The following is a 23909-nucleotide window of genomic DNA, read 5'->3' as shown; positions in this document are numbered from 1 at the left end:
CGCATAATTGTTAATTTAATGTGTAATATTACTTATAAGCAACAGACCTTAAGCTATTTATTTATATGAAATTATTTAATTTTACAGAAGTAGCTACTTACTTCTTCCGCAAAAAAGATCCGAACCGGAAAACCAACTTTAACCTGAAGAGCATGCACTTTATTAATAAGTTATCGATGCTGATGTTCCTGGTAGCTTTAATAATAATTTTGTTCCGGCACGTGTTGTAATGAATATTGAGGAGTTTCGGGATTATTGTCTGGCTAAACCGGGTGTAACCGAAGAAACACCATTTGGTCCGGAGACACTGGTATTTAAGGTAGGGGGTAAAATCTTTGCTTTAACTGATATTGAAAGTTTTGAAAGTATAAACCTGAAATGTGACCCCGAAATGGCTATCCAGTTGCGGGAGGAATACCCAGAGGTAAAACCGGGTTACCACATGGATAAAAAGCATTGGAATACCATAACCATGGGTACTACTATTCCGGATAAGTTGATTGAACAATGGATTGACCAATCTTTTTATTTGGTGTATGCAAAATTAACCAAAGCTCAAAAGCTGGCCTTAGCAAGGCCAAATGAAATACCTAAATAAAAGTATACTTACTTATAAAATAAAACCCCGGTGAATAACTAATTCACCGGGGTTTGTGTATTCAGGCAAGGCCGTATTAAACTACTACGTTTACAATTTTATTAGGCACCACAATAATTTTCTTTGGTGTTTTGCCTTCTAAATATTTATCGATAACGCCGGAAGAGAGAACTTCTTTTTCTATTTCTTCTTTTGGTTTATCCGTTGGGAAGGTGATTTTACCCCTCATTTTACCATTTACTGAAACCGGATATTCAAACGTGCTTTCGGTTAAATATTCTTCTTTCCAAGCCGGGAAGGCTGCGTAGGTAATGCTTTCCTGGTGCCCCAATACCTGCCACAACTCTTCTGTAATATGCGGTGCATAAGGAGCCAGAATAATGGTTAACGGTTCCAGAATAGCCTTTTTATTACACTTCAGCGTGGTTAGCTCATTTACGGCAATCATGAAGGTACTTACAGAAGTATTAAACGATAACCGGTCTAAATCTTCTTCTACCTTTTTAATAGTCTTGTGCAAAGTCTTTAATTCGGCAGGGGTAGGTGCTTCATCCGAAAGAACCAGGTTGCCGTTGTTGTCAAAGAATAATTTCCAGAAACGTTTCAGGAATTTATGTACACCGTCTATGCCATTGGTGTTCCAGGGTTTAAATTGCTCTAAAGGGCCTAGGAACATTTCGTACATCCGTAAGGTATCGGCACCAACGCGGTGAATAATATCGTCTGGGTTAACCACATTATATTTGGACTTAGACATCTTTTCGATCTCTACGCCACAAATGTATTTCCCATCTTCTAACACAAACTCGGCCTCTGCATTTTCCTGACGCCAGGTTTTAAAGGCCTCCACGTCCAGTACATCGTTCTCTACAATGTTCACATCTACGTGCAACGGCGTTACGTCATATTGCTCGCGTAGGCCGTGCGACACATATTTATTGGTGCCGTTAATGCGGTAAACAAAATTAGACCGTCCCTGAATCATGCCCTGGTTTACCAGTTTGTGGAACGGTTCTGCATTTGATACCAAGCCTAAATCAAAAAGAAACTTATACCAGAAACGGGAATACAATAAGTGACCGGTTGCGTGCTCGGAACCGCCAATGTATAAATCTACATCTTTCCAGTATTGTTCGTCTTCCGCGGTAACAAAGCGCTCCGTATTTTCCGGCGACATGTACCGGAGGTAGTACCAGCTAGAGCCCGCCCAACCCGGCATGGTACTTAATTCATAAGCATATTGGTTTTGGTATTTCCATTCGGTGGCGCGGCCCAACGGCGGCTCACCGGTTTCAGTTGGCAGGTAAGCATCAATTTCCGGCAAAACCAGCGGTAACTCAGATTCAGGTAGGGCATTAGGCACGCCATCTTTATAATAAATAGGAATTGGTTCGCCCCAGTACCGTTGCCGGCCAAAAATAGCATCGCGCATGCGGTACATAATTTTGCCTTTTCCAATACCCATTTCTTCTATTCTGGCAATGGCCGCTTTCATGGCATCCTTAACTTCCAGACCATTCAGGAACCCGGAATTTATCATTTTGCCTTCTTTGGCTTCGTACACTTCGTCAGTGCTGGTACCTTCAATTACGGAAACAATAGGTAAGTTAAAGTGATTGGCAAAGTTGAAGTCGCGGATATCGCTGGCTGGTACAGCCATAACCACTCCCGTGCCATAGCCGGCTAATACATAATCGGCTACCCAAATCGGAATTTCTTCGCCGCTAAGCGGATTAATTACATATGAACCGGTAAAGGCACCACTAATGGTTTTTACATCGCTCATCCGGTCACGTTCCGAGCGATTTTTTGCCGTACTTACATATTCTTCAACGGTAGCTCTTTGGCCGGTAGTGGTCAGCTCGGGTACCCATTCGTGCTCCGGGGCAATGGCTAAGTAAGTTACGCCATAAAGCGTATCGATGCGGGTGGTAAATACTTTTAAACTGCGTTCCGAATCTTTTACTTTAAAGCTAACTTCAGCTCCCATGGATTTTCCAATCCAGTTCCGCTGCATCTCCTTAATAGCTTCGGACCAGTCTACTGTTTCAATATCGTTTAATAAGCGCTCCGCATAGGCTGTAATCCGTAAGCTCCATTGCTGCATTTTTTTGCGCTCTACCGGGTAACCACCTCGTTCCGAAACGCCATCTTTTACTTCGTCGTTAGCCAAAACAGTACCCAAAGCCGGGCACCAGTTTACGGTTGCCTCTGATAAAAAGGCCAGACGGTACTGTAACAGGATATCAGATTGCTGTTTTTCACTAAAGCTTTTCCATTCCTCTGCCGTAAAACGGGTAATCTCGTCCTCGTCGCAAGCAGCTTTTACTTGGGCCGAGCCATTTGCTTCAAATTTGGCAATAAGGGTAGAAACAGGTTCTGCTTTATTGCTTTCTTGATTATACCAGGAGTTAAATAACTGGATAAAAATCCATTGGGTCCATTTATAATATTCCGGGTCAGAAGTACGTACTTCACGGCTCCAGTCGTATGAAAAACCAAGACTACCTAATTGCTCTATGTAGCGGGCAATATTTTGTTTGGTCGTAATGGCCGGGTGTTGGCCGGTCTGAATAGCATACTGTTCAGCAGGTAAACCAAAGGCATCAAAACCCATTGGGTGCAATACATTAAACCCTCGTAACCTTTTATAACGGGCCACAATATCGGAGGCAATATAGCCTAGCGGGTGACCAACGTGTAAACCAGCACCGGATGGATACGGAAACATATCCAGGGCATAAAATTTAGGTTTAGATTGGTTAGTAGTTGTTTTAAAGGTTTGGTTGTCAGCCCAATATTGCTGCCACTTTTTTTCAATTACGCTGAAGTTGTATTCTGACATGCTGTACTTTTTTATAAAAGCCTTTTGGTTAGAACAGGTCAGTATTTTCCTGTACTGACCTGTGGCTAGTTTTATTTAATCCTGCAATATAAGAGAATATTAAAGATATTTTCAACCAAAAAGGCTTTTCGTTTTTAAAAAATAAACGAAAAGCCTATCAGTTTAAATAAAGCCATAAAATTAGATAATGATTGGATTAGGTGTGATTATAAATCTTCCAGGACCTTTTCCACCCAGCCTTTTCCCCATTCCTCTAATTCTTTTTCAGACCATATTTCCGGGAAAAAGATTCTTTTCTGAAATTTAGGAGGTAAATATTGTCGCCAATTGGTACCGCCGGTGGCCGCCAAAGTACCTTGTTCATTTTGTAAATACCGCACCGCCGACTTATAATGCATTAAGGGCCAGTTTACATTAACGTTGCTGTCAAGTTCTTTTAATTGCCTGATAAGCTTAGGGTTATTTTGGTCATGTTCGGGTAAACGTTTAACCATCAACCAAACATTCTTATCCTTAAACTCCTGGGCGTGCTTTATCAGAAAATCGGTGTACTTATGCTCGAACTGAAGCAGGGTTAAGGTTTTGGTCCCGGTTTCAATTTCGGTGGCACCGGCTTTCCAGTAAATGCAACCCATCATTTCATCGTGGGTTATTTCTAAGCCCAACGTTTTTCTTTTTTCCTGATCGGTCAGGTTGCGTAAATCGGTGGAGCATATTTCAATCATCCGGAATTGAACCGATTGGAAACCACTGGCCGGCATAAGGGCCATCCGGAACTGCAGGAACTGTTTTGGATCCATACCATCTACCATCACATCAAAAGAATCTATCAGATTCTCAAAATAACGGTTGATGCGTTTAATCCGCATGAGAAGCATAGATAATGTTATATGCGGATCATTACCAATCATCTCATATTCATTTAAGCAAAGCTTAAAATACAATTCGGTTATCTGGTGGTATATAATAAATATCTTTTCATCCGGAAAGTTAGTGCGCGGTGTTTGCAGACTAAGCAAAGTATCCAGGTGAATATAATCCCAGTAATTGGTGAAATCTGCATGGTACAAACCTTCCAGGTAAGCGGCTAAATCCTGACCAAGGGCTGCATACTTTTCTTTTAATCGCCGGAGCTGTTCCAGTACTTCAGGGTTAAATTCCTGCTCCATTTCCTAAGTATATGGTTTTGCTTGTATTTGGGGCGTAAACTTAATAACTAAAACTTATTAATTGCTATTAAAGCGGACCAAGTTCTGATTTAGCCGCAATTTTATTATTACCCATTATAAGGACTTTGAGTTTTTAATAATTTTAAGAAATGCGAGGTATTTCGTTTAAATATTTCCGGTGGAGCTTACTTATTACATTTTAATTTCAGAATATTGTAGTTAGTAGGGTCTAGTAGTTTTAAGAATTGCGGCAGGTAAAATCAGAGGTTCCCTGTTTGGAATATTACTACTTCCGGTGCTGGTACTTTTATTTTATTCGTAAATCGTTGATGTTACTTTCCAAGAAGTTATGGCTGGGGATAGCTTTATTTTTTAGCATTGGGTTATGCGAATCTTCCCGGGCTCAATCTGTAAAAACAACCTGGACTTTGCAGGAGTGTATTGATTATGCGCTGAAAAATAATCTCCAGATAAAGCAGGCAGAACTAAATGCCCAGTTAGCTAAAGTTAATATAAACCAGGCTAAAAGTAATTTATTGCCTGCTCTTAATGGGTCTACCTATTACGGTTTTAGTTTTGGCCGATCTATAAATCCAACCGAAAATATATTTGTTGATAAAGAAATACAGGTTAGTAATACATCTGTTAACGGAAATATTACCCTGTTTAATGGCCTACAATTACAAAATAATATAAAGCGCAACCGGTTAGATAATGAAGCCGCCCTGGCAGATATTGATCAGGCCAGGAATGATATGATCTTGAACCTCGTATCAGCGTATTTGCAGATTTTATTAAGCGAAGAATTATTACAACGGGCTAATGTGCAGCTTGCCAGTTCCCAGTCTCAGGCCGAAAGGACCCAAAAGCTGTTTAGAGCGGGTAGTGTAGCTGAAAATAATGTTCTGGAAATAAATGCCCAGGTAGCCACAGATGAGTTAGCCATTATAAATGCCCAAAACCAAAAAGACTTAGCTGAATTAACTTTAATACAGCTATTAGATTTAAAAGATATCAGGGATTTTGAAGTTGTGAAACCCGAGATTAAAGATCCGGATCAGGATGTAATTGTTTTTGATGCTAATACGGTTTTTGATGTGGCCCAACAAAAAATGCCCCAGGTGAAAGCTGCCGAAATCAGGGTCCGGAGTGCTTTAAGAGGAATAGATATTTCCCGGGGAGCTTATTATCCAAGACTTAGTTTAGGGAGTACGTTGGCCACCAACTATTCTACCGCTGCCAAAAGATATGAGGTTATTCAAACCCCGGTTACCATTATTTCGGGTTATGTAAATAACGACCGAAGCATGCCGGTTTATTTACAGGGAATGAACCCAACACAACAGGAATTGGATTATCCTTACTGGGATCAGTTTCGGAATAACCTGGGCCGAACGATAACCTTAAATTTAAGTGTTCCTATTCTAAATGGCTTTCAGGTACGCAATAATGTAACCCGCTCGGTAATAAACCATAAAAGTGCGGTGCTGAATACCGAAATTGTTCGGAACCAATTGCGCAGAAATATTCAGCAGGCTTACGCCGATGCTACTGCGGCCCAAAAAAGGTTTGCCGCTACCCGTCGTCAGTTAGAAGCTTTCCAGCAATCATTCCGGAGTGCCGAAATCAGGTTTAGTAATGGCTTAATAAACCCAACGGATTTTAATGTAGCCCGCAATAATTTTCTGAAAGCGCAGTCCGATTTAATTCAGGCTAAATACGAATACACGTTTAAACTCAAAATTTTAGATTTTTACCAGGATAAACCCCTGTCGCTATAATCCCCGCTATGGTCAAAAAAAATCAAAACCGCCAATTATATATTGTAGGGGCTCTTTTTATTGTGCTTGCTTTTGGTATTGTTATTGCCAAAACACAAGGCTGGATTGGTCAGGATAAAAGTATTGATGTGACGGTAGCTCCGGCACAATACACCGAAATTATTGAAAAAGTAAGTGCCTCCGGCAAGATCCAACCTGAAACAGAGGTTCGGATAAGTCCGGATGTTCCGGGTGAAATCACCGATTTATATGTGGAGGAAGGGGACTCTGTAATTAAAGGGCAATTGTTATTACGCATCCGGGCTGATAATTACCAATCGGTGGTAGAAATGCAACAGGCTCAGGTAAGTTCGCAACGGGCCAATTTAGCCCAGGCCCGGGCGCAATTAGCTCAGACCCATGCCAACAGCCAGCAAACTCAGTTAACCTACCGCCGCAACACCGAATTGTTTAACCAGAAGGTAATATCACCGGCTGACTATGAAGCCAGTAAAGCCGCTTATGAAGTAAGCCTGCAAGAAATAGAAGCTTCGCGCCAACGCTTACGGGCAGCGGAGTATAATTTACAAAATGCTTTAGCCAGTTTGGGCGAGTCCCAGAAAAACCTGCGGAAAACAACTTTGTATGCGCCCGTAAATGGTACTATATCTAAATTAAGCGTAGAAAAAGGAGAACGGGTTGTGGGAACTTCGCAAATGGCAGGTACAGAGCTCTTACGGATTGCCAATTTAAATACCATGGAGGTGCGGGTAAATGTAAATGAAAACGATATTATCCGGATAAATGTGGGCGATTCGGCCATTGTGGAAGTAGACTCTTATTCCGGCAAGGATGAAAAATTTAAAGGTATTGTAACACAAATAGCCAATACCGCCAACGATGCAGTTTCCCTGGAAGCAGTAACGGAGTTTGAGGTAAGGATTCGGTTGCTGAACGACTCCTTTAAACACCTGGTAAAACAAAAAGGTAGCATTACGCCCTTTCGTCCAGGCATGACGGCTTCGGTGGACATTATTACGGACCGTAAAAATAAAACGCTTTCGGTTCCGCTTTCGGCCGTAACTACCCGCAGTACCACTACAGCAACTAAAACTAACCAGAACAAGGCTATTGGAGCCAATAATGCAGCGCCCGGCAAAAAAGAAGAAGTAGAAGAAATAGTATTTGTGCACCAAAAAGGGAAAGTTTTAGCCAGAAAAGTAAAAACCGGCATTAGCGATTTTGATAATATTGAAATTTTAAATGGTTTAAAAGAAGGGGAAGAAGTAATTTCGGGTCCGTTTCGGGCGGTTTCGCAACAGCTCAAGGATGGTGATAGCATTATTATTAAAGATGAGGCCGCATTAGCGCAGTCGGAAAACAAGGAAGAAAATAAATAATTTCATTTATATAAAGCATAAGTAATCTGTTGGAACGCGTAGCAGTTATAGGTGGGGGCAGTTGGGCTACTGCTCTGGTTAAAATTTTATCAGAAAATAAAGTACAGGTAAATTGGTGGCTCAGAAACCCGGAGGATGTGCAGCATTTGTTGCATTACCAGCACAATCCCCGGTACATTAGCGGGGTTACATTTGATTTAACTTATGTGCATCCTGCAACTGATCTGATCCATTGTATTAAAGAAGCTAAATGGATAATTCTGGCTGTACCAGCTGCTTTTTTGCATACTGCTTTAGTACCCTTAGCTAATTGCACGTTCGAGGATAAGATTTTGGTATCCGCCATCAAAGGTATGATCCCGCATCAGAATATCCTGGTTACCGATTACCTGGAGCAAACCTTTAACGTGCCCTCTACCCACCAATGCGTTATTGCAGGTCCTTGCCACGCCGAAGAAGTTGCCCTGGAAAAACAATCTTACCTGACTATTGGCTCCTGTGATTTAGAGCATGCCGAGCAATTTTGCCGGTTATTGCGCAATCGCTATGTAAAAGCCTCGCCTTTAGATGATATTGAAGGAATAGAGTATTGTGCGGTAATGAAAAATATCATTGCCCTGGCATGCGGTATTTGCCACGGTTTAGGGTATGGCGATAATTTTCAGGCGGTTTTGGTTTCTAATGCCATGCACGAAATAAATACTTTTCTGCACGCCATCATGCCAGTACCTCGTGACTTAAGTGGCTCGGCTTACTTAGGAGATTTATTGGTAACGGCTTATTCTCAGTTTAGCCGAAACCGCACCTTTGGCAATATGATTGGTCGGGGATACACTGTTAAATCGGCCCAGTTCGAAATGAACATGGTAGCCGAAGGATATTATGCGGTGGAAAGCATCCACGAAATGAATAAGAAGTTACAACTGGAAATGCCCATCACAGAAGCCGTTTATCGCATATTATACGAGAAGGTATCGCCGGCAGTAGAAATTCAGATTTTAAAGGAAAAGTTTAAGTAACACCAGAACACCAGAAATGATGCAGAGGAAACAAATAGCCTCCGGTTTCAATCCGAATAAACTTTTTTTGCCGTATATAAACAAGTAACAGAACATACTGTTATATTACTTTCTAAAAGGTAACGCTTGTTTCGGCCAAAACTCCATACTGCCCTGGTTTTGTTTACGCGCACTTCTGCCGAAGAAGTGGCTATCAAGCCTTTACTCCATTGGGAGGGGTACGGAATGCAAATTAAGGTTTTTGAGGAGTTTATAGCAGAAAAAAAAAGGGCCTTTGCAAAAACACATTTACCTTATTTTGTAATTGCCACTCCGGAACAAAAAGGAAATAGCTTTGGCGAACGCCTGTACCAGGCTTTTGCCAGTATTTTTGCTCAAGGGTATAACCGGGTTATTGTGGTAGGCAATGATTGTCCGGAGCTTAAAGCGCCAGACCTTTTAAAATCAGAACAGTTACTGCAAAATAATGAGGTGGTGTTGGGGCCGGATACTTCGGGCGGAATTTACCTGCTGGGGTTAACCAAAGAAGCCTTCTCTAAAATTAAATCTTTTGATCAGGTTCGGTGGCAAACTTCCCAGGTTTATAAAGATTGTAAAGCCTTTCTTGCACAATTAAATTTAAGTCAGGCAACTTTAAGCGTATACCATAATATAAATACAAAACAGGAATTAAAGGTAGCCTTTAACCGGAAATTTTTTAGTTCGCAGTTGCACCGGGTTCTTTCCTGCCTGTTGGCAGTTTTAATTAAGCCTGTTCGTGTTCCATTTTTCTATAACCCGCAGTTGATTCACACTGTCTTCTTTTTTCGGGGTCCCCCGGTTCAGTACCATTTTTAGTCTTAAATTTTATTTTATTGTTATTTTATTGATCCTCTACTAGATATGGTAGTAGGTATTAAGTTTTTATTTACTCAAATTATATAATATATACCATCATGAGCAATACATATTACAATCCTGAAGATTTAAAGAAATTTGGTAAAATAGGTGAATTTTCTCCCAATCTGGCAGAAAAATTTTTTAGCTATTACGGCGAGGTGTTTGCCGAAGGCGAGCTTACTGCCCGTGAAAAATCTTTAATTGCACTGGCCGTGGCACATACCGTTCAATGCCCTTATTGTATTGATGCCTATACCGTAGATTCATTGGAAAAAGGATCTACCGAAGGCCAGATGATGGAAGCTATTCACGTAGCAGCAGCTATCAGAGGTGGAGCCTCGCTGGTACATGGGGTACAAATGATGAATAAAGTAAAAGAAATTGTAATGTAGTTCATGCAATCCTTAAAAAGAAAAAATCACGAATTAGCGGATACGCTGATCCAGTTAGAAGTTTTAAATAAGGCAACGCAGCAGGGAATTCAGTTCCCTGCTTTTACCCAGAAACTACGGGATATTAATCTGTTTCCGCTAAAACCAACACAATTGGAAATTTTCCAGGTTAATGTTGGTAAAATGTGTAATCAGGTTTGCAAGCATTGCCACGTAGATGCCGGGCCAGACCGAAAAGAAATTATGACCCGCGCAACCATGCAGCAATGCCTGGACGCACTGGCGTTGACCAATGTTAAAACAGTGGATCTTACCGGTGGTGCACCCGAAATGAATCCGGATTTTCGGTGGTTTGTAGAAGAAATAAGCAAACTGGGACGGGAAATTATTGTTCGCTGCAACCTGACTATAATAGTGGCCAATAAAAAGTACTACGACCTGCCGGAGTTTTTTAAAGCGCATAAGGTGCACGTAATTTCTTCTTTGCCTTATTTTTCGGCTGCCCGCACCAATGCCCAGCGCGGTGATGGGGTTTTTGAGGATTCAGTAAAAGCTTTGAAGATGTTAAATGCTGTAGGCTACGGGCAGGAGGGCAGTGATCTGGTGCTGGATCTGGTATATAATCCTTCCGGAGCTTTTTTACCTGCAAGCCAGGGTGGTTTGGAAAAAGAATTTAAGCAAAAGTTGAAGCAAGGATTTGGTATTGATTTTAATAATCTTTTTGCCATAACCAATTTACCTATCAGCCGCTTTTTAGATTACTTATTGGAAAGCAAAAACTATGATGGCTACATGGAAAAGCTTGTGAATGCTTTTAATCCTGTGGCAGCCACTAACGTTATGTGCCGCAATACTATATCTGTTAGCTGGGATGGGTTTATGTATGACTGTGATTTTAACCAGATGCTGGATTTAAAAGTAGCTAAAATAGCTCCACAGCACATTAGCGAATTTAATGAAGCAGCATTAAATAACCGTTCTATTGTGCTGAATCAACATTGTTATGGCTGCACGGCCGGGGCCGGCTCCAGTTGTGGCGGAACAACTACTTAATTTAACATATAGTAAGATGCTCCGGTATCTGTTTCTAATACTTATGCTGATAACCCTGAATAGATGCAGCCAGAAATTATACCATGCACAACTTAAAACATTGTATACAGGAACAGTGCCCGTGGTGCATCCACCGGAATTAGCTAACTGGCTCAACACCAACGATTCGGTTTTCCTGCTGGATATCCGATCAGCGAAAGAATACCAGGTAAGCCAAATTGCCGGGGCCTGTTTCATGGATTATAAAAAGTTTTCTTTAGCTAACTTACCAGTCATGCCCCAAAATGCCAAAGTAGTAGTTTATTGTACAGTTGGCGTAAGGAGTGAGCGGGTAGGAGAACAAATAAAAGCAGCCGGTTATAAAAAAGTATATAATCTATATGGGGGAATCATAAATTGGAAAAATATGGGATATCCGGTAGTGGATACCATCGGTAATCAATCAGATAAAGTGCATACCTATAACCGCTATTGGGGCACCTGGCTTTTAAAGGGTATCAAGGTTTATGACTAAAAATTTACTAATTATATTTGTTAAAAATCCTGAGCTGGGGAAAGTAAAAACGCGTTTAGCCGCAACAGTCGGGAACATAGAAGCTCTTCGAATTTATCAATTATTACTGGACCGGACCCGGAACATTACTGCTGATTTAGCCTGTGATAAGATAGTTTATTATGCTGGTTTTATTCCTGAATTGGATAGCTGGGATAAGGAAATTTATCAGAAAACAGTACAGGAAGGTGCTGATTTAGGTATCCGTATGCTTCATGCTTTTGAACAAGGGTTCCAGGCGGGGTATACCCGTATTTGCATCATCGGGAGCGATTGCTATGAACTAACGCCGTCTATTCTGGATCAGGCCTTTGAAGAATTGCAGACCAAGGAGGTGGTAATTGGTCCTTCTACTGATGGTGGTTATTATTTATTAGGCATGAATTCCCTGCAGCCGGAGCTATTTCAGAATAAGAACTGGAGCACGGCTACCGTTCTGCCCGAAACCCTGGAAACCCTGCAGGAAAAAGCGCTTGCTTATGGCTTGTTACCGGTCTTAACCGATATTGATGAAGAAAAGGACCTACATACTTTAAATGTAGTCTCCGGATAATTTTTATTTCGGCATTATTTTCCGGACAATTTTTTCAAGCAGGCCGGGAGCAAAACGTTTTAAATAAACCCCCAGTGTTTCTTTACCGCCAATAACAGTTTCCTGCTCTTTGCGGGCCACGGCTTTCAGTATTTTGGCGGCACATTTTTCGGGGGCCATACCTTGTTCCTGATTAGCATCCATCTGGTTGTGCTTTTCGCCTTTTTCATTTAAAGCATTATAAGAAATTTGAGTCCTAATATACCCGGGGCATACCATAGTAACTTGAATATTACGGTTATATACTTCAGCTCTTAAAGATTCAAAGAAGCCATGTAAGGCATGTTTGGAGGCGGCATAAGCCGAACGCATAGGCGTGCCAAACTTGCCCACTAAGCTACTAATAACAACAAACTGGCCTTTTTTCTGTTTCAGAAAGTAAGGCAAAATAGCTTTGGTTAAGGCTACTGCGCCAAAATAGTTAATGGCCATTACTTTCTGATCCAATGCTAAAGGGGCATCTTTTACCAAGGCTCGTTGGCTAATTCCACCATTATGAACTACAATATCAATTTGATAAAAATAAAGGACAGCCTGTTGAACCAGGGCAGGAAATTCTTCTGGTTTTTCTAAATCTAAAGGTAATATTAGTGAATGGTCCTGACGTATGGGGAGGGAATTTTTCACCCGCAGCAGTTCTGCTTCACGCCGGCCTGATAAAATAAGTTTGGCTCCGGCTGCGGCAAAAGCGTGGGCTAAAGCTTCGCCGATGCCTGAGGAGGCACCCGTAATCCAAACCACTTTATTCTGAAAATTTTTCACTTACAACTAATTAAAGAAGGCTTTAAATTAATATATATAAGTAAATTTCCAGTTATTAAGCGTAAATATTTCAGAAAACATTTTATGTTCTATTCCTGTTTGCGGGTTCTAATGCAGCTGGTTCTGCGGGTTTGGTTCCGGAAAGTATTTATTTCGGGAGCTGAAAAAATTCCGGTTAATCAACCAGTAATTCTGGCCTGTAATCATCCTAATTCCTTTATGGATGCGGTGTTGCTAGCCGTAACCCTGGAGCAACCCTTGTATTTTTTAGCCCGCTCCGATGTATTTAATACTCCATTGAAAAAATGGTTGCTTAACCAAATGCACCTGATTCCTATTTATCGGTTACAGGAAGGAGCTGAAAACCTCCACAAGAATAAGGATACCTTTGATCAATGTTATGAAATTTTGAAGAACAACGGGTCCATTCTTATATTTTCAGAAGGTATTTGTGTGCAGGAAAAACGCCTGCGTCCGCTTAAAAAGGGTACTGCCCGATTGGCATTTGGAGCAACAGAAGCTTATAATTTCAACCTGAATGTACAGGTAATACCTGTAGCGCTAAATTACACGTTACCGGCTTCTTTCAGAAAAGAGGTAATGGTTAGCGTAGCTGATCCTATTGAAATAAGCAACTATCAGCCAATTTACCGAGCAAATCCAGCCAAAGCTATCGTGGCTTTAAATAAAGAAATAGAACAAAGGTTAATTAATAATATGGTTATTTTACCCAAGGGGTATGAAGTTGCTGTGGAGCAACACCTGGAACAAGAAAGAATAAATCAGGTGGAATTTAAAAATAAAAAGTGGCGCAGCCAGAGTAATTTACTTTTAAAAATGGAGCAGAAAGTTGTTAAGAGTTTTTTAGCTCAGGTTGAAAACGAATATTCAGAAATATTTTTTGAAGAACCTATATCCATTGATAACTACACCCAAGGAAAATGCAGAAGCCTTTACCACTACGCCTGGCGGGTTTTGTTCCTGATCGGGTATGGATTAAATATTTGGCCATTAAAACTGGCACAGGTAATAACCAACAAGAAAGTAAAAACTATAGAATTTTACGCTTCCGTTTTAATGACTTTAGGGATGGTTTTTTACTTGCTTTATTTTTTATTTTTGGTTATTCTTTTTTCCTCATCCTGGGGCCTAACCGGATTTTTAGGAAGTCTGGTAATACCTTTTATGGGTTATGGATCTTTGCTTTATTTAGATAAACAACGGTTAAACCCCATGAAATAAGAGTTCCTTAATTATCACGAACTTTGTTAAACTCTAAGGTTTTTAGCATCCAGTCCGGCAAAGCTTTTTGCGGATTTCTTTTTCGCATATTTAAGTACCAGCCTAGTTTTTTCAGAATAGGTATTTTGTGAGTTTCTACGAATTCAATCAAGGTGCCGTCCGGATCTTCAATATAAGCAAAATGCCCGGCCGCTTCGCCCATATCAAACGTCTGGCTGCTGTTTATGGTAAAAGGAAAGCCTTTCGCCTGGCATTCCTGCTCCAGTTCCTGCATACCAATAATATCATAACATAAATGAATAAAGCCTAAATCGCCCCAGAAACGGTTGTGGTATATTTTTTTAGCCGGGCGGTCCAGGACCTGAATTAATTCTAATTCGCTGGGACCCAGTAACCGGCTGAATCCCCCTTGCCGCGGTTGGCTGTGCCGAAGCAAAACCCGGCGGAACTGGTGCTCCCCGCCTGGCAAGGATGCTAAATCTTCGAAATAACCCTGGCAATCATAAATTGCTTCGTCATAACCTAATATATCTGTATAAAGCTTTCTGGATTTTTCTATATCCGAAACCCCAATCATACAACCGGCCAATCCGCCGGTCAGACTCTTATTGTCTTTAAACCAACCGGAGCAGGTTATCAACTGAAATAAATTGCCATAAGGGTCTTTTACAAAAAAAGTACTTCCGGCTGCATTTACCGAATTGGTTTGGCTTACAAGTTCCAGATTTTTATCCCGGAATAATTGATAAGCCTTCTGAACGTCCCGGCATTTTATTTTAGCAGCATAAATACCTAAATCGCCCACCTGTACTTCAAAAGCAGGCGATTGGGGCGTACGTTCTGTAAACTGCCAGATTTCGAAACCGCCGCCTCCCTGAATGTTGATAGCTAAAATGGCATGCCGGCTATGCGGGTGTCCGCCTGTATAGGGCACCATTAAATTAGCTATGGCAGCTTCTTCAAAAATGGGAATATCTATCCCAAAATGCTGACGGTACCATTTCCAGGCAGCATGTACATCCGGAATACCAATACCTATCTGCTGAATACCACTAATGATTTTTGCCATAGATCTGGTAAGTTAAAGTTTTGGGTGGTTAATCAAACGTTTATAGGTATTCAGCATCAGCAACTGAGAGCAACCGGCATAAAACATTAAAAATACGGTCAGGTTAGCTAAGTTAACGCGCAAATAACTGTTGTTATCATACTTACGGGCCGATACCAGTACGTCTTTGGGAATGATTTTAAACGAGTATTTTTTTCTGGCCCGAATAATAAAATCATATTCCTCCATAATAACATAGTTGTCTTTGTAAGACCCCAACTCTTCAAAAACCGTTTTTAATACAAATAAGGACTGGTCGCCACCCCGGCACATTATGCGATCGAAACGGGTGCAATAAGAGTTTAGCCGGAGCATAAGCTTGTCTGACCGGAACTTAAACCGGTAGCAACCCAGTTGGTAACCAGCTGCTATGGCCTCCAGAATATCCTGCACATAAGTAGCCGGCGGCCAGGAATCCGCGTGCACAAAGTAGTAAATATTACCGGTGGCCAGGGTGGTTCCGTAGTTCATTTGGGCTGCCCTTCCTTTGCGCGGCGAAAGCACCGCCCGGGCGCCTGCTTTTTCAGCCGCCGCCAGCGTATTATCCTGGCTACCACCATCAGTTACTATTATTTCGGCTACCTGGTTCTGGCTAAACTGCCACAAATGATGCACCAATGCTCCAACGTGTTCTTCTTCGTTATAAGTGGGAATAATAATACTGATGGCGGCCATACTTATTATTCGTTTTAAAAACTGAATGGTGTTTTAATTACGTACTTCTATGGGTAAGCGGATTTCTTTTTTAGTTAATTCGCTTGTAATATAACAATCCTTTTACCTATTTGTTAGCTAATTATTCCTGAAACCTCCTTTTAACAGGTATCCTAAAAGGGCGGCCAGGGAAAATATAATTCATATGAAAATACTAAAAAGTATCCTGTTTCTATTCTTGTTTTTAGGAGTTTTACAATTAAGTGCCCAGGCAGCCGTTTCGCACGAAATTTTAGATGGGCTCCTGAAAAAGCACGTATCGGAAACCGGAAAAGTAAATTACAGGGGTTTCATCCAGGATAGTACCCAGCTGAATAAATACCTGAAAAATTTAAGCGACAATCCACCACAAAAGAATTGGAGCAAAGAAGACAAGTTAGCTTACTGGATTAACGCTTATAATGCCTATACCATTCAGCTAATAATCCGGAATTACCCATTAAAAAGCATTAAAGATATAGGCAGCAAGATTAAAATACCATTTGTGAATACTCCCTGGGATATAAAATTTATAAAAATAGGGAAGGAGCGGTACGACTTAAATAATATTGAGCACGGTATTTTACGGAAAGATTTTAATGAACCCCGCATACATTTTGCCATTGTTTGTGCTTCCGTATCCTGCCCGAAGTTGCGTAATGAAGCATTCGTAGCTTCGCGCCTTAATGCCCAGTTAGATGATCAGGCCCGGGATTTTATAAACGATCCAAGCCGGAATAAAATTAAAGCCAACCAGGCGCAGGTTTCCGAAATATTCAGTTGGTTTAGAGGTGATTTTACCAAGAGCGGTAATTTGATCAGTTTTCTGAATAAGTATTCCCAGGTTAAAATTAATAGTAATGCCCAAATTTCTAACCTGAACTACAACTGGAATTTGAATGAGTAATATCGTTATAATTCAGATGCTTAAAAAAAATGATATCCCTTTTTGATAGTCGGCAGCAAAGTAATTAAATGGAATAGCTTACCACTGCAATCACGTAATTCTCTGTTATATGCTGTACATGCTGATAGTTTTAGCTACTTTGTTTCTGGCGTATTCTAACGGGGCAAATGATAATTTTAAAGGAGTAGCCACTCTTTACGGAAGCGGTACTACCACTTTTAAACAGGCCCTGACCTGGGCTACGCTTATGGCTGTAGCCGGATCTATTACGTCAGTGTTTCTGGCGCATAAACTGGTTAGCAATTTTTCCGGTAAAGGTTTAGTGCCCGATGCTATTATTCAGGCGCCAGCTTTTACCATTGCAGTAGCCTTGGGGGCTGCCCTAACCATTTTTTTAGCCACCCGGCTGGGTATGCCTGTTTCTACTACCCATGGGTTGGTTGGCGCTTTAGTGGGGGCAGGTTTGGTTTCGGCCGGGGCCGAAGTAAATTTGTTTAAATTAGGCAAAACCTTTTTGCTGCCGCTTTTGGTTAGTCCCATTTTAGCGGCCCTGCTGAGCTTACTCGTTTACCTTTTATTTTCTAAAAGCCGGAAAACACTGCGAATAACCAAAGAAAGTGAAGTATACCTAAAACCGGTACCTAAACCAGGAGGTAATTTTTACACGGCCTCTGCTTTATCGGTACCAGAACCAGGGGTGCAGGCACCCGGTGTGGTTTCCTTAACGGAGGCTTATAAAGGCAGTTTAATTGGTATAAACGCACAAGCCTTATTAAATGCTTTCCATTTCTTGAGTGCCGGTATTGTTTGTTTTGCCCGGGCTTTAAATGATACTCCTAAAATTGTTGGTTTATTGCTATTTATTCAGTTTTTAGATTTGCGGATTGGTTTGCTGGCGGTAGGTTTGGCTATGGCAGTAGGTGGGTGGCTAAACTCCCGGAAGGTAGCCGAAACAGTGAGCAACAAAATAACTTCTTTAAATAGCGGACAAGGTTTTACCGCCAATTTAGTAACAGGTATTCTAGTAACCACGGCCAGTATAAGCGGGCTGCCGGTTTCTACCACCCATGTAAGTGTAGGTGCTTTGTTTGGTATAGGATTGGTTACAAAACAAACCAATAGCCAAGTAATTTCCGGAATCCTCTTTTCCTGGATTTTAACCTTACCGGTAGCTGCGGCGCTAAGCGGCCTGATTTATTTCTTTATTTCAAAAATTATGTAAAATATATGGAGACGTATTTAGAAACTACCAAAGATGTATACAAACAGGCGGCCTTAACACCGGATGTTGGTTTATGCTGCACCACCACACCGGTTTGGCAATTACCGGGTTTATCTATACCCAAGATAATGTTGGAAATGAATTACGGCTGCGGCAGCACCGTTAATCCGCGCGACCTGGTAAATAATCCAAACATCCTGTATGTGGGAGTAGGAGGCGGAATGGAACTATTGCAGTTTGCCTATTTCAGCCGGAAAAAAGAAGGAGTAATAGGCGTAGATGTAGTGGATGAAATGCTGGAGGCCAGCCGAAAAAATTTTAAAGAGGCGGAAGAACTGAACCCGTGGTTTAAATCAGAATTTGTGCAGTTGCGCAAAGGCGATGCCCTGAACTTACCGGTAGAAGATAATAGTATAGATGTGGCAGCCCAAAATTGTTTATTTAATATTTTTAAAGCCGACGACCTGAAGAAAGCATTACAGGAAATGTATCGGGTCCTAAAGCCTCACGGTCGTTTAGTTTTATCGGACCCCACCTGTGAAGCAGAAATGCCGGATACTCTGAAAAACGATGAGCGGCTGCGAGCGCTTTGTTTAAGTGGTGCCTTACCGCTTCAGGAATATATAAACATGATAACAGAAGTAGGTTTTGGTACCGTGGAAATCAGGGCCCGGCGGCCATACCGTATTTTAGCTCCCGGCCATTATAATACCAATAAATTAATTTTCATTGAAAGCGTGGAAGTATGTGCTATTAAAGATCCCATGCCAGCCGATGGTCCGTGCGTATTTACCGGAAAGTCAGCCATTTATTTTGGAGACGAAACGCTATTCGACGATGGCAAGGGCCATACTTTGTTGCACAACCAACCGTTGGCGGTGTGCGATAAAACAGCCGGCGCCTTAGCGGCTTTAGGTAAACCCGATATTTATATATCCGAATCGACTTACTTCTACGATGGTGGCGGGTGTTGTTAAGTAGCCAGATAAATAGGTAAAAAATGGCTGTGCGGGAAACGCATAGCCATTTTTTTAATAAGGTTCAGGATATGTAAGTTGCTTTTTCCGGATTATCAATTATTAGTTAGCGATAATTGCCGAAGGTAATTTATAATTAACTTACCCCCGTTATTGGTACCAACTAAACTATTTTACCTGGTGAAAAAGAGGCGTATTTGCTTTAAATATCTTTTTGTTATAGGTACCCTGGTGTTTCATGTAAAAGCCAACTTAGTGACGGCACAACAATTATCGGTTAAGGCCCGCAACGGGGCCGTGGTTTCTATTGATAAATATGCTTCCCAGGTTGGGGTTGGTATCATGAAAAAAGGGGGCAATGCTATAGATGCGGCGGTAGCTACTGCTTTTGCCCTGGCTGTGACGCATCCTTTTGCCGGGAATATTGGAGGTGGTGGGTTTATGCTTATCCGGTTAGCGAGCGGCGAAGAAATTGGTATTGATTACCGCGAAATGGCTCCGGCTTTGGCTACACCCGAAATGTTTTTAAAACCCGATGGTAGCGTAGATATCGAGAAAAGCAATTTCGGGTATTTGGTGGCGGGGGTGCCGGGTACGGTAAAAGGACTGGAAACAGCCTGGCAAAAGTATGGGAAATTGCCCTGGCGCACCTTATTACAACCGGCTATTGAACTGGCCGAAAATGGTTGTTATCTTAATAAATATGATGCTAAAAGTTTAGCATTAAATAAGCAAAACCTGGCCCGTTACCCGGAAACCCGAAAAATATTTTTTAAACCAGACGGCAATACCTACGCTACCGAGGATTTATTAATTCAAAAAGACTTAGCGGCTACCCTAAAAGCTATTGCCCGCCGTGGCTCCAAAACCTTTTACCGCGGCCGGATTGCAAATAAAATAGTAAAAGATTTTCAGGCCAATGGTGGTATTCTTACCAAAGAGGACCTGAAAAATTACGAAGTAAAAATCCGGAAACCTATTAAACATAATTTCCAGGGCTATGAGGTAATTGGTATGCCCTTGCCTTCTTCGGGAGGTATTGCTATAGCGGAAATGTTAAATATCCTGCAACAGGTGGGGCTAAACAAAGAAACCCCTTTAGACCCCGAAAACCTGCACGTGCTTATCGAGACTATGCGCTACGTATTTCTGGATCGCACCCGCTATTTAGGCGATGAGGATTTTGTGGAGGTGCCGGTAAATAAATTGCTTTCAGAGCAACATGCAGCCGTAATCGCCAAAAAAATAAATAAGGAAAAAGCTACCCTTAGCGAGTCGCTTTACCAGAATGTGTCGGTGCACGACGAAAACATGGAAACCACGCACTTTTCGGTTATTGACAAAGAAGGCAACATAGTATCCAACACCTATACTTTAGAAGAAGCTTTTGGCTCTAAAGCAGTGGTGAAAGGATTGGGCTTTTTGCTTAATAATGAAATGCACGATTTTAATATCAACCCCAATCAAGCCAATATTCAGGGCGGATTAGGCACCAACCCCAATGGCATTGCGCCTAAAAAAAGAATGCTGAGCTCTATGGCGCCAACTTTGGTTTTAAAAGCTGGTAAGCCTTATTTAATTACGGGTTCTCCCGGGGGGCGTACTATCCTGAACACTGTTTTGCAGATGGTACTGGCTACCACTACCTATAAGTTGTCTTTAGAAGAAGCTATGAAGTTGCCCCGGCTTAGCCACCACTGGATGCCGGATTTGGTATATATTGAAAAAGGCCTTTGGGATAACCAAATCATTAAAGCCTTAGAAGACAAAGGCCATAAATTTGCCGAGGTGGAATTTCTGGGCGACCTGCACTCCATCCGGGTTAACCCGGAAACCGGGGAATACGAAGCGGTTGCGGACCCCAGACGGGCCGGGTGGGCAGAAGGATATTAAAATAAAAAGCAAAATTCTGCAGCTTTTATAGACAGAAGGGGTACGTATTGGCGAGGTGATTAACTTAAAAATCCTGCTTTTACTAAGAGGCGGTAAAGGCAAGAAAGATCGTACTACACTTCTTTCCCAGAAGTTATTGCAGCGTTTACGATTGTATTACAGAGCGTATAAACCAAAGGAATGGCTTTTTGAGGGGCAATATGGAGGTCAGTATACCACCGACAGTATCCGACATGTGTTTAATGACTGCGTAAAGAAAGCAGGCATAAGAAGTAAACCTACCCCACATACCTTAAGGCATAGTTTTGCCACGCATTTACTGGAAGCAGGAACAGACTTAAGGTACATCCAAACGCTGCTCGGGCATAATTCAAGCAAGACAACAAAAATTTATACCCACATTACTACCTATGCTTTAGATAAAATTCAGAGTCCTCTGGACAATATATGAAATACTACTATATTGTGGAATGAACAAGAATGGGTTAAATTATAACAAGTCAACCTTTACAGTTAAAAATGGCTTGTAATACCTCCACCCAACTACCGGCTAACCGGAATAAACTCCGTTTAGCCGGTAGTTGGCAATAATTATCATCTTCGTAAATAAAAAAATGAAAAAATCTAAAATTGTATTAACAATCATTTTTGCAATATTCTTAACTACTTTATCTACTGGGTTATTTGCACAGAATCAAACATATGCATATGTGTCAATAGGCGGTAAACCATTTTCTAAAAAACTCAAAGTAACAGTCGATTTTGGAGACACTCCAGAACAAATAGCAGAAGGTGAGAAATATTCAGACCTGTTAACAAATAAAAAGTCATACGCAGCAGTATTAAACTATCTAGTCGATAACCAATTTGAACTCGTGGAAACGCTTGATTATACCGCTACCTCTCAAGGAACAGGTGGAACTTCGGGTATTGTTTTTATAATGAGAAAGCGAAAATAACTTTTGCCAACCACACCTAAAAACCAATAAATCGCTTTTTAGCTTAGAAGAGTTATGCGGCATTTCATGAATTTAACTTAAATGGATAGTTATAAAGAAACTTTTGAGACTTGGAATAAAATTGCCTCGGTGTACGAAGGCCAATTTATGGGCTTGGACTTGTATAATGAAACGTATGATTATTTATGCAACACAATAAACAAGAAAGAAGCATTAATTCTAGATGTTGGCTGCGGTCCAGGCAATATCACTAAATACTTCTTATCAAAACGACCAGACTTCCAAATCAACGGGATAGATATAGCACCGAACATGGTTAGACTTGCAAAAAATAATAACCCAACAGCAAGCTTTCACATTATGGATAGCAGGCATATATCTGAGCTTAAAACTAAATATGAAGGAATAATCTGTGGTTTTTGTTTGCCATATTTATCTGAAGCAGATTGTACTAAGCTGATTTATGACACTCATGGTTTACTTTCAGATACAGGATTTTTGTATTTAAGCTTTGTTGAAGGAAACCAAAAAGATTCAGGATTTAAAGTTGGAAGCAGTGGCGACAGGATGTACTTCTACTACCATAATCTGAATTTTATAAAAGCACAATTAATTGAAAATGAATTTAGTGTATTAGAAATATTTCACATTGAATATGTAAAAACTGAAACATTTAAAGAGACACATACAATAGTAATAGCAAAGAAAAAAACGACCGCATAACAACACCTAAAAGCCAGCCTCAGCCGCCCTTTAGCCCAACCGTTAACCGCAATACATGATTAATATTCTACAAAATTTTGAGCAAGAAATTACCGATATGTACAAAGCATATCGAATGTCTCACTTTTCATTGTATTTAATGGAATTTAAATTTTATGAATTTAAAGGTTCTAATCCACAAATTGAGAATTTTGTAATACAATATCCTGATACAGATGAAGAAGTAAGATTCACAGAAGAGGAGGTAAATAAGAATTCTGAAAATGGACTATATCAAAGAATACTTGCTGGTAACACAATTGCAATGTTTTATAATTTGTGGGATGATAAATACAGAAAATTGATTGCTAACAATCTAAAAGTTGAAAAAAATGCTGTTCAAAACGATTTCTTCGGAGAACTCAGAATTATTAGACAATCTATTACTCACAATAACTATAATGCAATTTCAGATCTAAAAAAATTGAAAATAACAAGCTTTATCTATGAAACTAACTTATTACTATTAACAAGTATGGAAGTTGAAAAAATATATAATGGAATAAAATTACAAATTACAGAATTTAAAAATTTGTACTGCAGCTAACAACACCTTTACGATAGCAATGCCACCTCAAAGCCACGTACGTTAGCAACAAGTAATAAAAATGGAAAATTTTGACTGGACTTCTTTTACAAAGCGAATAGCGGTTAAATCTAGTTTGCCGCAAATTTATGATGCTTGGACGAAAGCTAGTGAATTGGAAAAATGGTTTTTAAAGAAAGTTAATTTCTTCAGTTCAAATAAAAAATCCTTCGAATACCACATTAACGTTTTAGAAAATACGCATTTTGAGTGGTTTTGGTATTTGTACGACGAACCTATGAAAGGAAGGATTACAAGTGTGAATGGGAAAGACTTTATACAGTTTACTTTTGAAGGCGAGTGTCTAGTGAATGTGAACCTCGAGGAAATGGATGCATATGTTGTAGTCACACTGCGGCATCATAATATACCATTAGATAGTAATTCTAAACAATATATTCGCTTAGGTTGCTCCAATGGATGGGCATTCTATTTGACTAACTTAAAGTCAATTTATGAAGGTGGACTGGACTTAAGGAATAAAAATGAGAAGTTTCCCCCAATGATTAATAATTAGAAATACCAGTTGCTAACATTA

Annotated in this window: 25 protein-coding genes; 20 read left to right on the top strand and 5 right to left on the bottom strand. The window is 40.6% G+C overall.

What is annotated here, in order from left to right; translation table 11 throughout:
• Window positions 1-65: 65 nt before the first annotated feature.
• Window positions 66-230, top strand: coding sequence for a DUF6728 family protein (locus ADHAQ_RS28430; protein WP_169728028.1), 165 nt, complete (start codon window positions 66-68; stop codon window positions 228-230).
• Complete coding sequence (locus tag ADHAQ_RS0121465; RefSeq protein WP_026464683.1) at window positions 230-598, top strand: MmcQ/YjbR family DNA-binding protein; 369 nt, start codon at window positions 230-232, stop codon at window positions 596-598. The genes ADHAQ_RS28430 and ADHAQ_RS0121465 overlap by 1 nt, the downstream gene beginning before the upstream one ends.
• A gap of 76 nt (window positions 599-674) precedes the next feature.
• On the opposite strand, the gene leuS is transcribed toward ADHAQ_RS0121465, so the two are convergent.
• Entirely contained in the window at window positions 675-3443 is a 2769-nt protein-coding gene (gene leuS / locus ADHAQ_RS0121460) for a leucine--tRNA ligase (protein ID WP_026464682.1), read from the bottom strand.
• A gap of 206 nt (window positions 3444-3649) precedes the next feature.
• On the bottom strand, window positions 3650-4612 hold the full coding sequence (locus ADHAQ_RS0121455) for a tryptophan 2,3-dioxygenase family protein (protein WP_026464681.1): 963 nt from the start codon (window positions 4610-4612) through the stop codon (window positions 3650-3652).
• Between the two features lie 329 nt (window positions 4613-4941).
• On the opposite strand from ADHAQ_RS0121455, the gene ADHAQ_RS0121450 reads away from it, so the two are divergent.
• The 8 genes from ADHAQ_RS0121450 (at window position 4942) to ADHAQ_RS0121415 (ending at window position 12221) form a co-directional block, all read left to right on the top strand.
• Window positions 4942-6393: a TolC family protein gene (locus ADHAQ_RS0121450; RefSeq protein WP_034257530.1), complete on the top strand. Its 1452-nt coding sequence runs from the start codon at window positions 4942-4944 to the stop codon at window positions 6391-6393.
• Window positions 6394-6401: 8 nt separating this feature from the next.
• Window positions 6402-7772 (top strand): efflux RND transporter periplasmic adaptor subunit, encoded by a 1371-nt coding sequence (locus ADHAQ_RS0121445; protein ID WP_026464679.1) that lies wholly within the window; start codon window positions 6402-6404, stop codon window positions 7770-7772.
• Window positions 7773-7801: 29 nt separating this feature from the next.
• The gene (locus ADHAQ_RS0121440; RefSeq protein WP_026464678.1) at window positions 7802-8791 is read left to right on the top strand and encodes an NAD(P)H-dependent glycerol-3-phosphate dehydrogenase; all 990 of its coding nucleotides are present in this window, start codon (window positions 7802-7804) and stop codon (window positions 8789-8791) included.
• A 126-nt stretch (window positions 8792-8917) separates the two neighbouring features.
• Window positions 8918-9628, top strand: a complete 711-nt coding sequence (locus ADHAQ_RS27440) for a DUF2064 domain-containing protein (RefSeq protein ID WP_051360085.1) — start codon at window positions 8918-8920, stop codon at window positions 9626-9628.
• A gap of 98 nt (window positions 9629-9726) precedes the next feature.
• Window positions 9727-10062 carry an arsenosugar biosynthesis-associated peroxidase-like protein gene (locus tag ADHAQ_RS0121430; protein WP_026464677.1) on the top strand — a complete coding sequence of 112 codons (336 nt, stop codon included), beginning with the start codon at window positions 9727-9729 and terminating at the stop codon, window positions 10060-10062.
• 3 nt (window positions 10063-10065) lie between these two features.
• Complete coding sequence (gene arsS, locus ADHAQ_RS0121425) at window positions 10066-11115, top strand: arsenosugar biosynthesis radical SAM (seleno)protein ArsS (protein ID WP_026464676.1); 1050 nt, start codon at window positions 10066-10068, stop codon at window positions 11113-11115.
• Between the two features lie 100 nt (window positions 11116-11215).
• Window positions 11216-11629: a rhodanese-like domain-containing protein gene (locus ADHAQ_RS0121420; protein ID WP_169728027.1), complete on the top strand. Its 414-nt coding sequence runs from the start codon at window positions 11216-11218 to the stop codon at window positions 11627-11629.
• Window positions 11622-12221 (top strand): TIGR04282 family arsenosugar biosynthesis glycosyltransferase, encoded by a 600-nt coding sequence (locus tag ADHAQ_RS0121415; protein ID WP_026464674.1) that lies wholly within the window; start codon window positions 11622-11624, stop codon window positions 12219-12221. Before ADHAQ_RS0121420 ends, ADHAQ_RS0121415 begins: the two co-directional genes overlap by 8 nt.
• Before the next feature lie 3 nt (window positions 12222-12224).
• Here ADHAQ_RS0121415 and ADHAQ_RS0121410 read toward each other — a convergent pair whose 3' ends face one another.
• The gene (locus tag ADHAQ_RS0121410) at window positions 12225-13022 is read right to left on the bottom strand and encodes an SDR family oxidoreductase (RefSeq protein WP_026464673.1); all 798 of its coding nucleotides are present in this window, start codon (window positions 13020-13022) and stop codon (window positions 12225-12227) included.
• Between the two features lie 84 nt (window positions 13023-13106).
• Here ADHAQ_RS0121410 and ADHAQ_RS27435 point away from each other — a divergent pair, with 84 nt between their 5' ends.
• Complete coding sequence (locus ADHAQ_RS27435) at window positions 13107-14264, top strand: lysophospholipid acyltransferase family protein (RefSeq protein WP_051360083.1); 1158 nt, start codon at window positions 13107-13109, stop codon at window positions 14262-14264.
• Window positions 14265-14271: 7 nt separating this feature from the next.
• Here the strand turns inward: ADHAQ_RS27435 and ADHAQ_RS0121400 are convergent, their stop codons facing one another.
• Window positions 14272-15333, bottom strand: coding sequence for a VOC family protein (locus ADHAQ_RS0121400; protein WP_026464672.1), 1062 nt, complete (start codon window positions 15331-15333; stop codon window positions 14272-14274).
• 12 nt (window positions 15334-15345) lie between these two features.
• Window positions 15346-16047, bottom strand: a complete 702-nt coding sequence (locus ADHAQ_RS0121395; RefSeq protein WP_034256986.1) for a TIGR04283 family arsenosugar biosynthesis glycosyltransferase — start codon at window positions 16045-16047, stop codon at window positions 15346-15348.
• Window positions 16048-16231: 184 nt separating this feature from the next.
• Between ADHAQ_RS0121395 and ADHAQ_RS0121390 the strand changes: the two genes are divergently transcribed.
• From ADHAQ_RS0121390 to ADHAQ_RS0121350, 9 genes are all read left to right on the top strand, one after another.
• The gene (locus ADHAQ_RS0121390; RefSeq protein ID WP_026464670.1) at window positions 16232-16972 is read left to right on the top strand and encodes a DUF547 domain-containing protein; all 741 of its coding nucleotides are present in this window, start codon (window positions 16232-16234) and stop codon (window positions 16970-16972) included.
• 118 nt (window positions 16973-17090) lie between these two features.
• The gene (locus ADHAQ_RS0121385; protein ID WP_211240604.1) at window positions 17091-18194 is read left to right on the top strand and encodes an inorganic phosphate transporter; all 1104 of its coding nucleotides are present in this window, start codon (window positions 17091-17093) and stop codon (window positions 18192-18194) included.
• Window positions 18195-18199: 5 nt separating this feature from the next.
• Window positions 18200-19171, top strand: a complete 972-nt coding sequence (gene arsM / locus ADHAQ_RS0121380; protein WP_026464668.1) for an arsenosugar biosynthesis arsenite methyltransferase ArsM — start codon at window positions 18200-18202, stop codon at window positions 19169-19171.
• Window positions 19172-19351: 180 nt separating this feature from the next.
• Window positions 19352-21064 carry a gamma-glutamyltransferase gene (gene ggt, locus ADHAQ_RS0121375; protein WP_169728025.1) on the top strand — a complete coding sequence of 571 codons (1713 nt, stop codon included), beginning with the start codon at window positions 19352-19354 and terminating at the stop codon, window positions 21062-21064.
• Between the two features lie 46 nt (window positions 21065-21110).
• A complete protein-coding gene (locus ADHAQ_RS26630) occupies window positions 21111-21515 on the top strand; it encodes a tyrosine-type recombinase/integrase (RefSeq protein WP_157433482.1) in 405 nt (134 codons plus the stop codon).
• A gap of 163 nt (window positions 21516-21678) precedes the next feature.
• Entirely contained in the window at window positions 21679-22023 is a 345-nt protein-coding gene (locus tag ADHAQ_RS0121365; protein WP_157433481.1) for a hypothetical protein, read from the top strand.
• 81 nt (window positions 22024-22104) lie between these two features.
• Entirely contained in the window at window positions 22105-22746 is a 642-nt protein-coding gene (locus tag ADHAQ_RS0121360) for a class I SAM-dependent DNA methyltransferase (RefSeq protein WP_026464665.1), read from the top strand.
• Between the two features lie 55 nt (window positions 22747-22801).
• Window positions 22802-23332 carry a hypothetical protein gene (locus ADHAQ_RS0121355; protein WP_026464664.1) on the top strand — a complete coding sequence of 177 codons (531 nt, stop codon included), beginning with the start codon at window positions 22802-22804 and terminating at the stop codon, window positions 23330-23332.
• 61 nt (window positions 23333-23393) lie between these two features.
• A complete protein-coding gene (locus tag ADHAQ_RS0121350; protein WP_026464663.1) occupies window positions 23394-23888 on the top strand; it encodes an SRPBCC family protein in 495 nt (164 codons plus the stop codon).
• Window positions 23889-23909 lie beyond the last annotated feature (21 nt).

Source organism: Adhaeribacter aquaticus DSM 16391, assembly GCF_000473365.1.
GTDB classification, from domain to species: domain Bacteria; phylum Bacteroidota; class Bacteroidia; order Cytophagales; family Hymenobacteraceae; genus Adhaeribacter; species Adhaeribacter aquaticus.
Note: the sequence above shows the minus strand (reverse complement) of the source record. Positions and strands in the feature narration are given on the sequence as shown.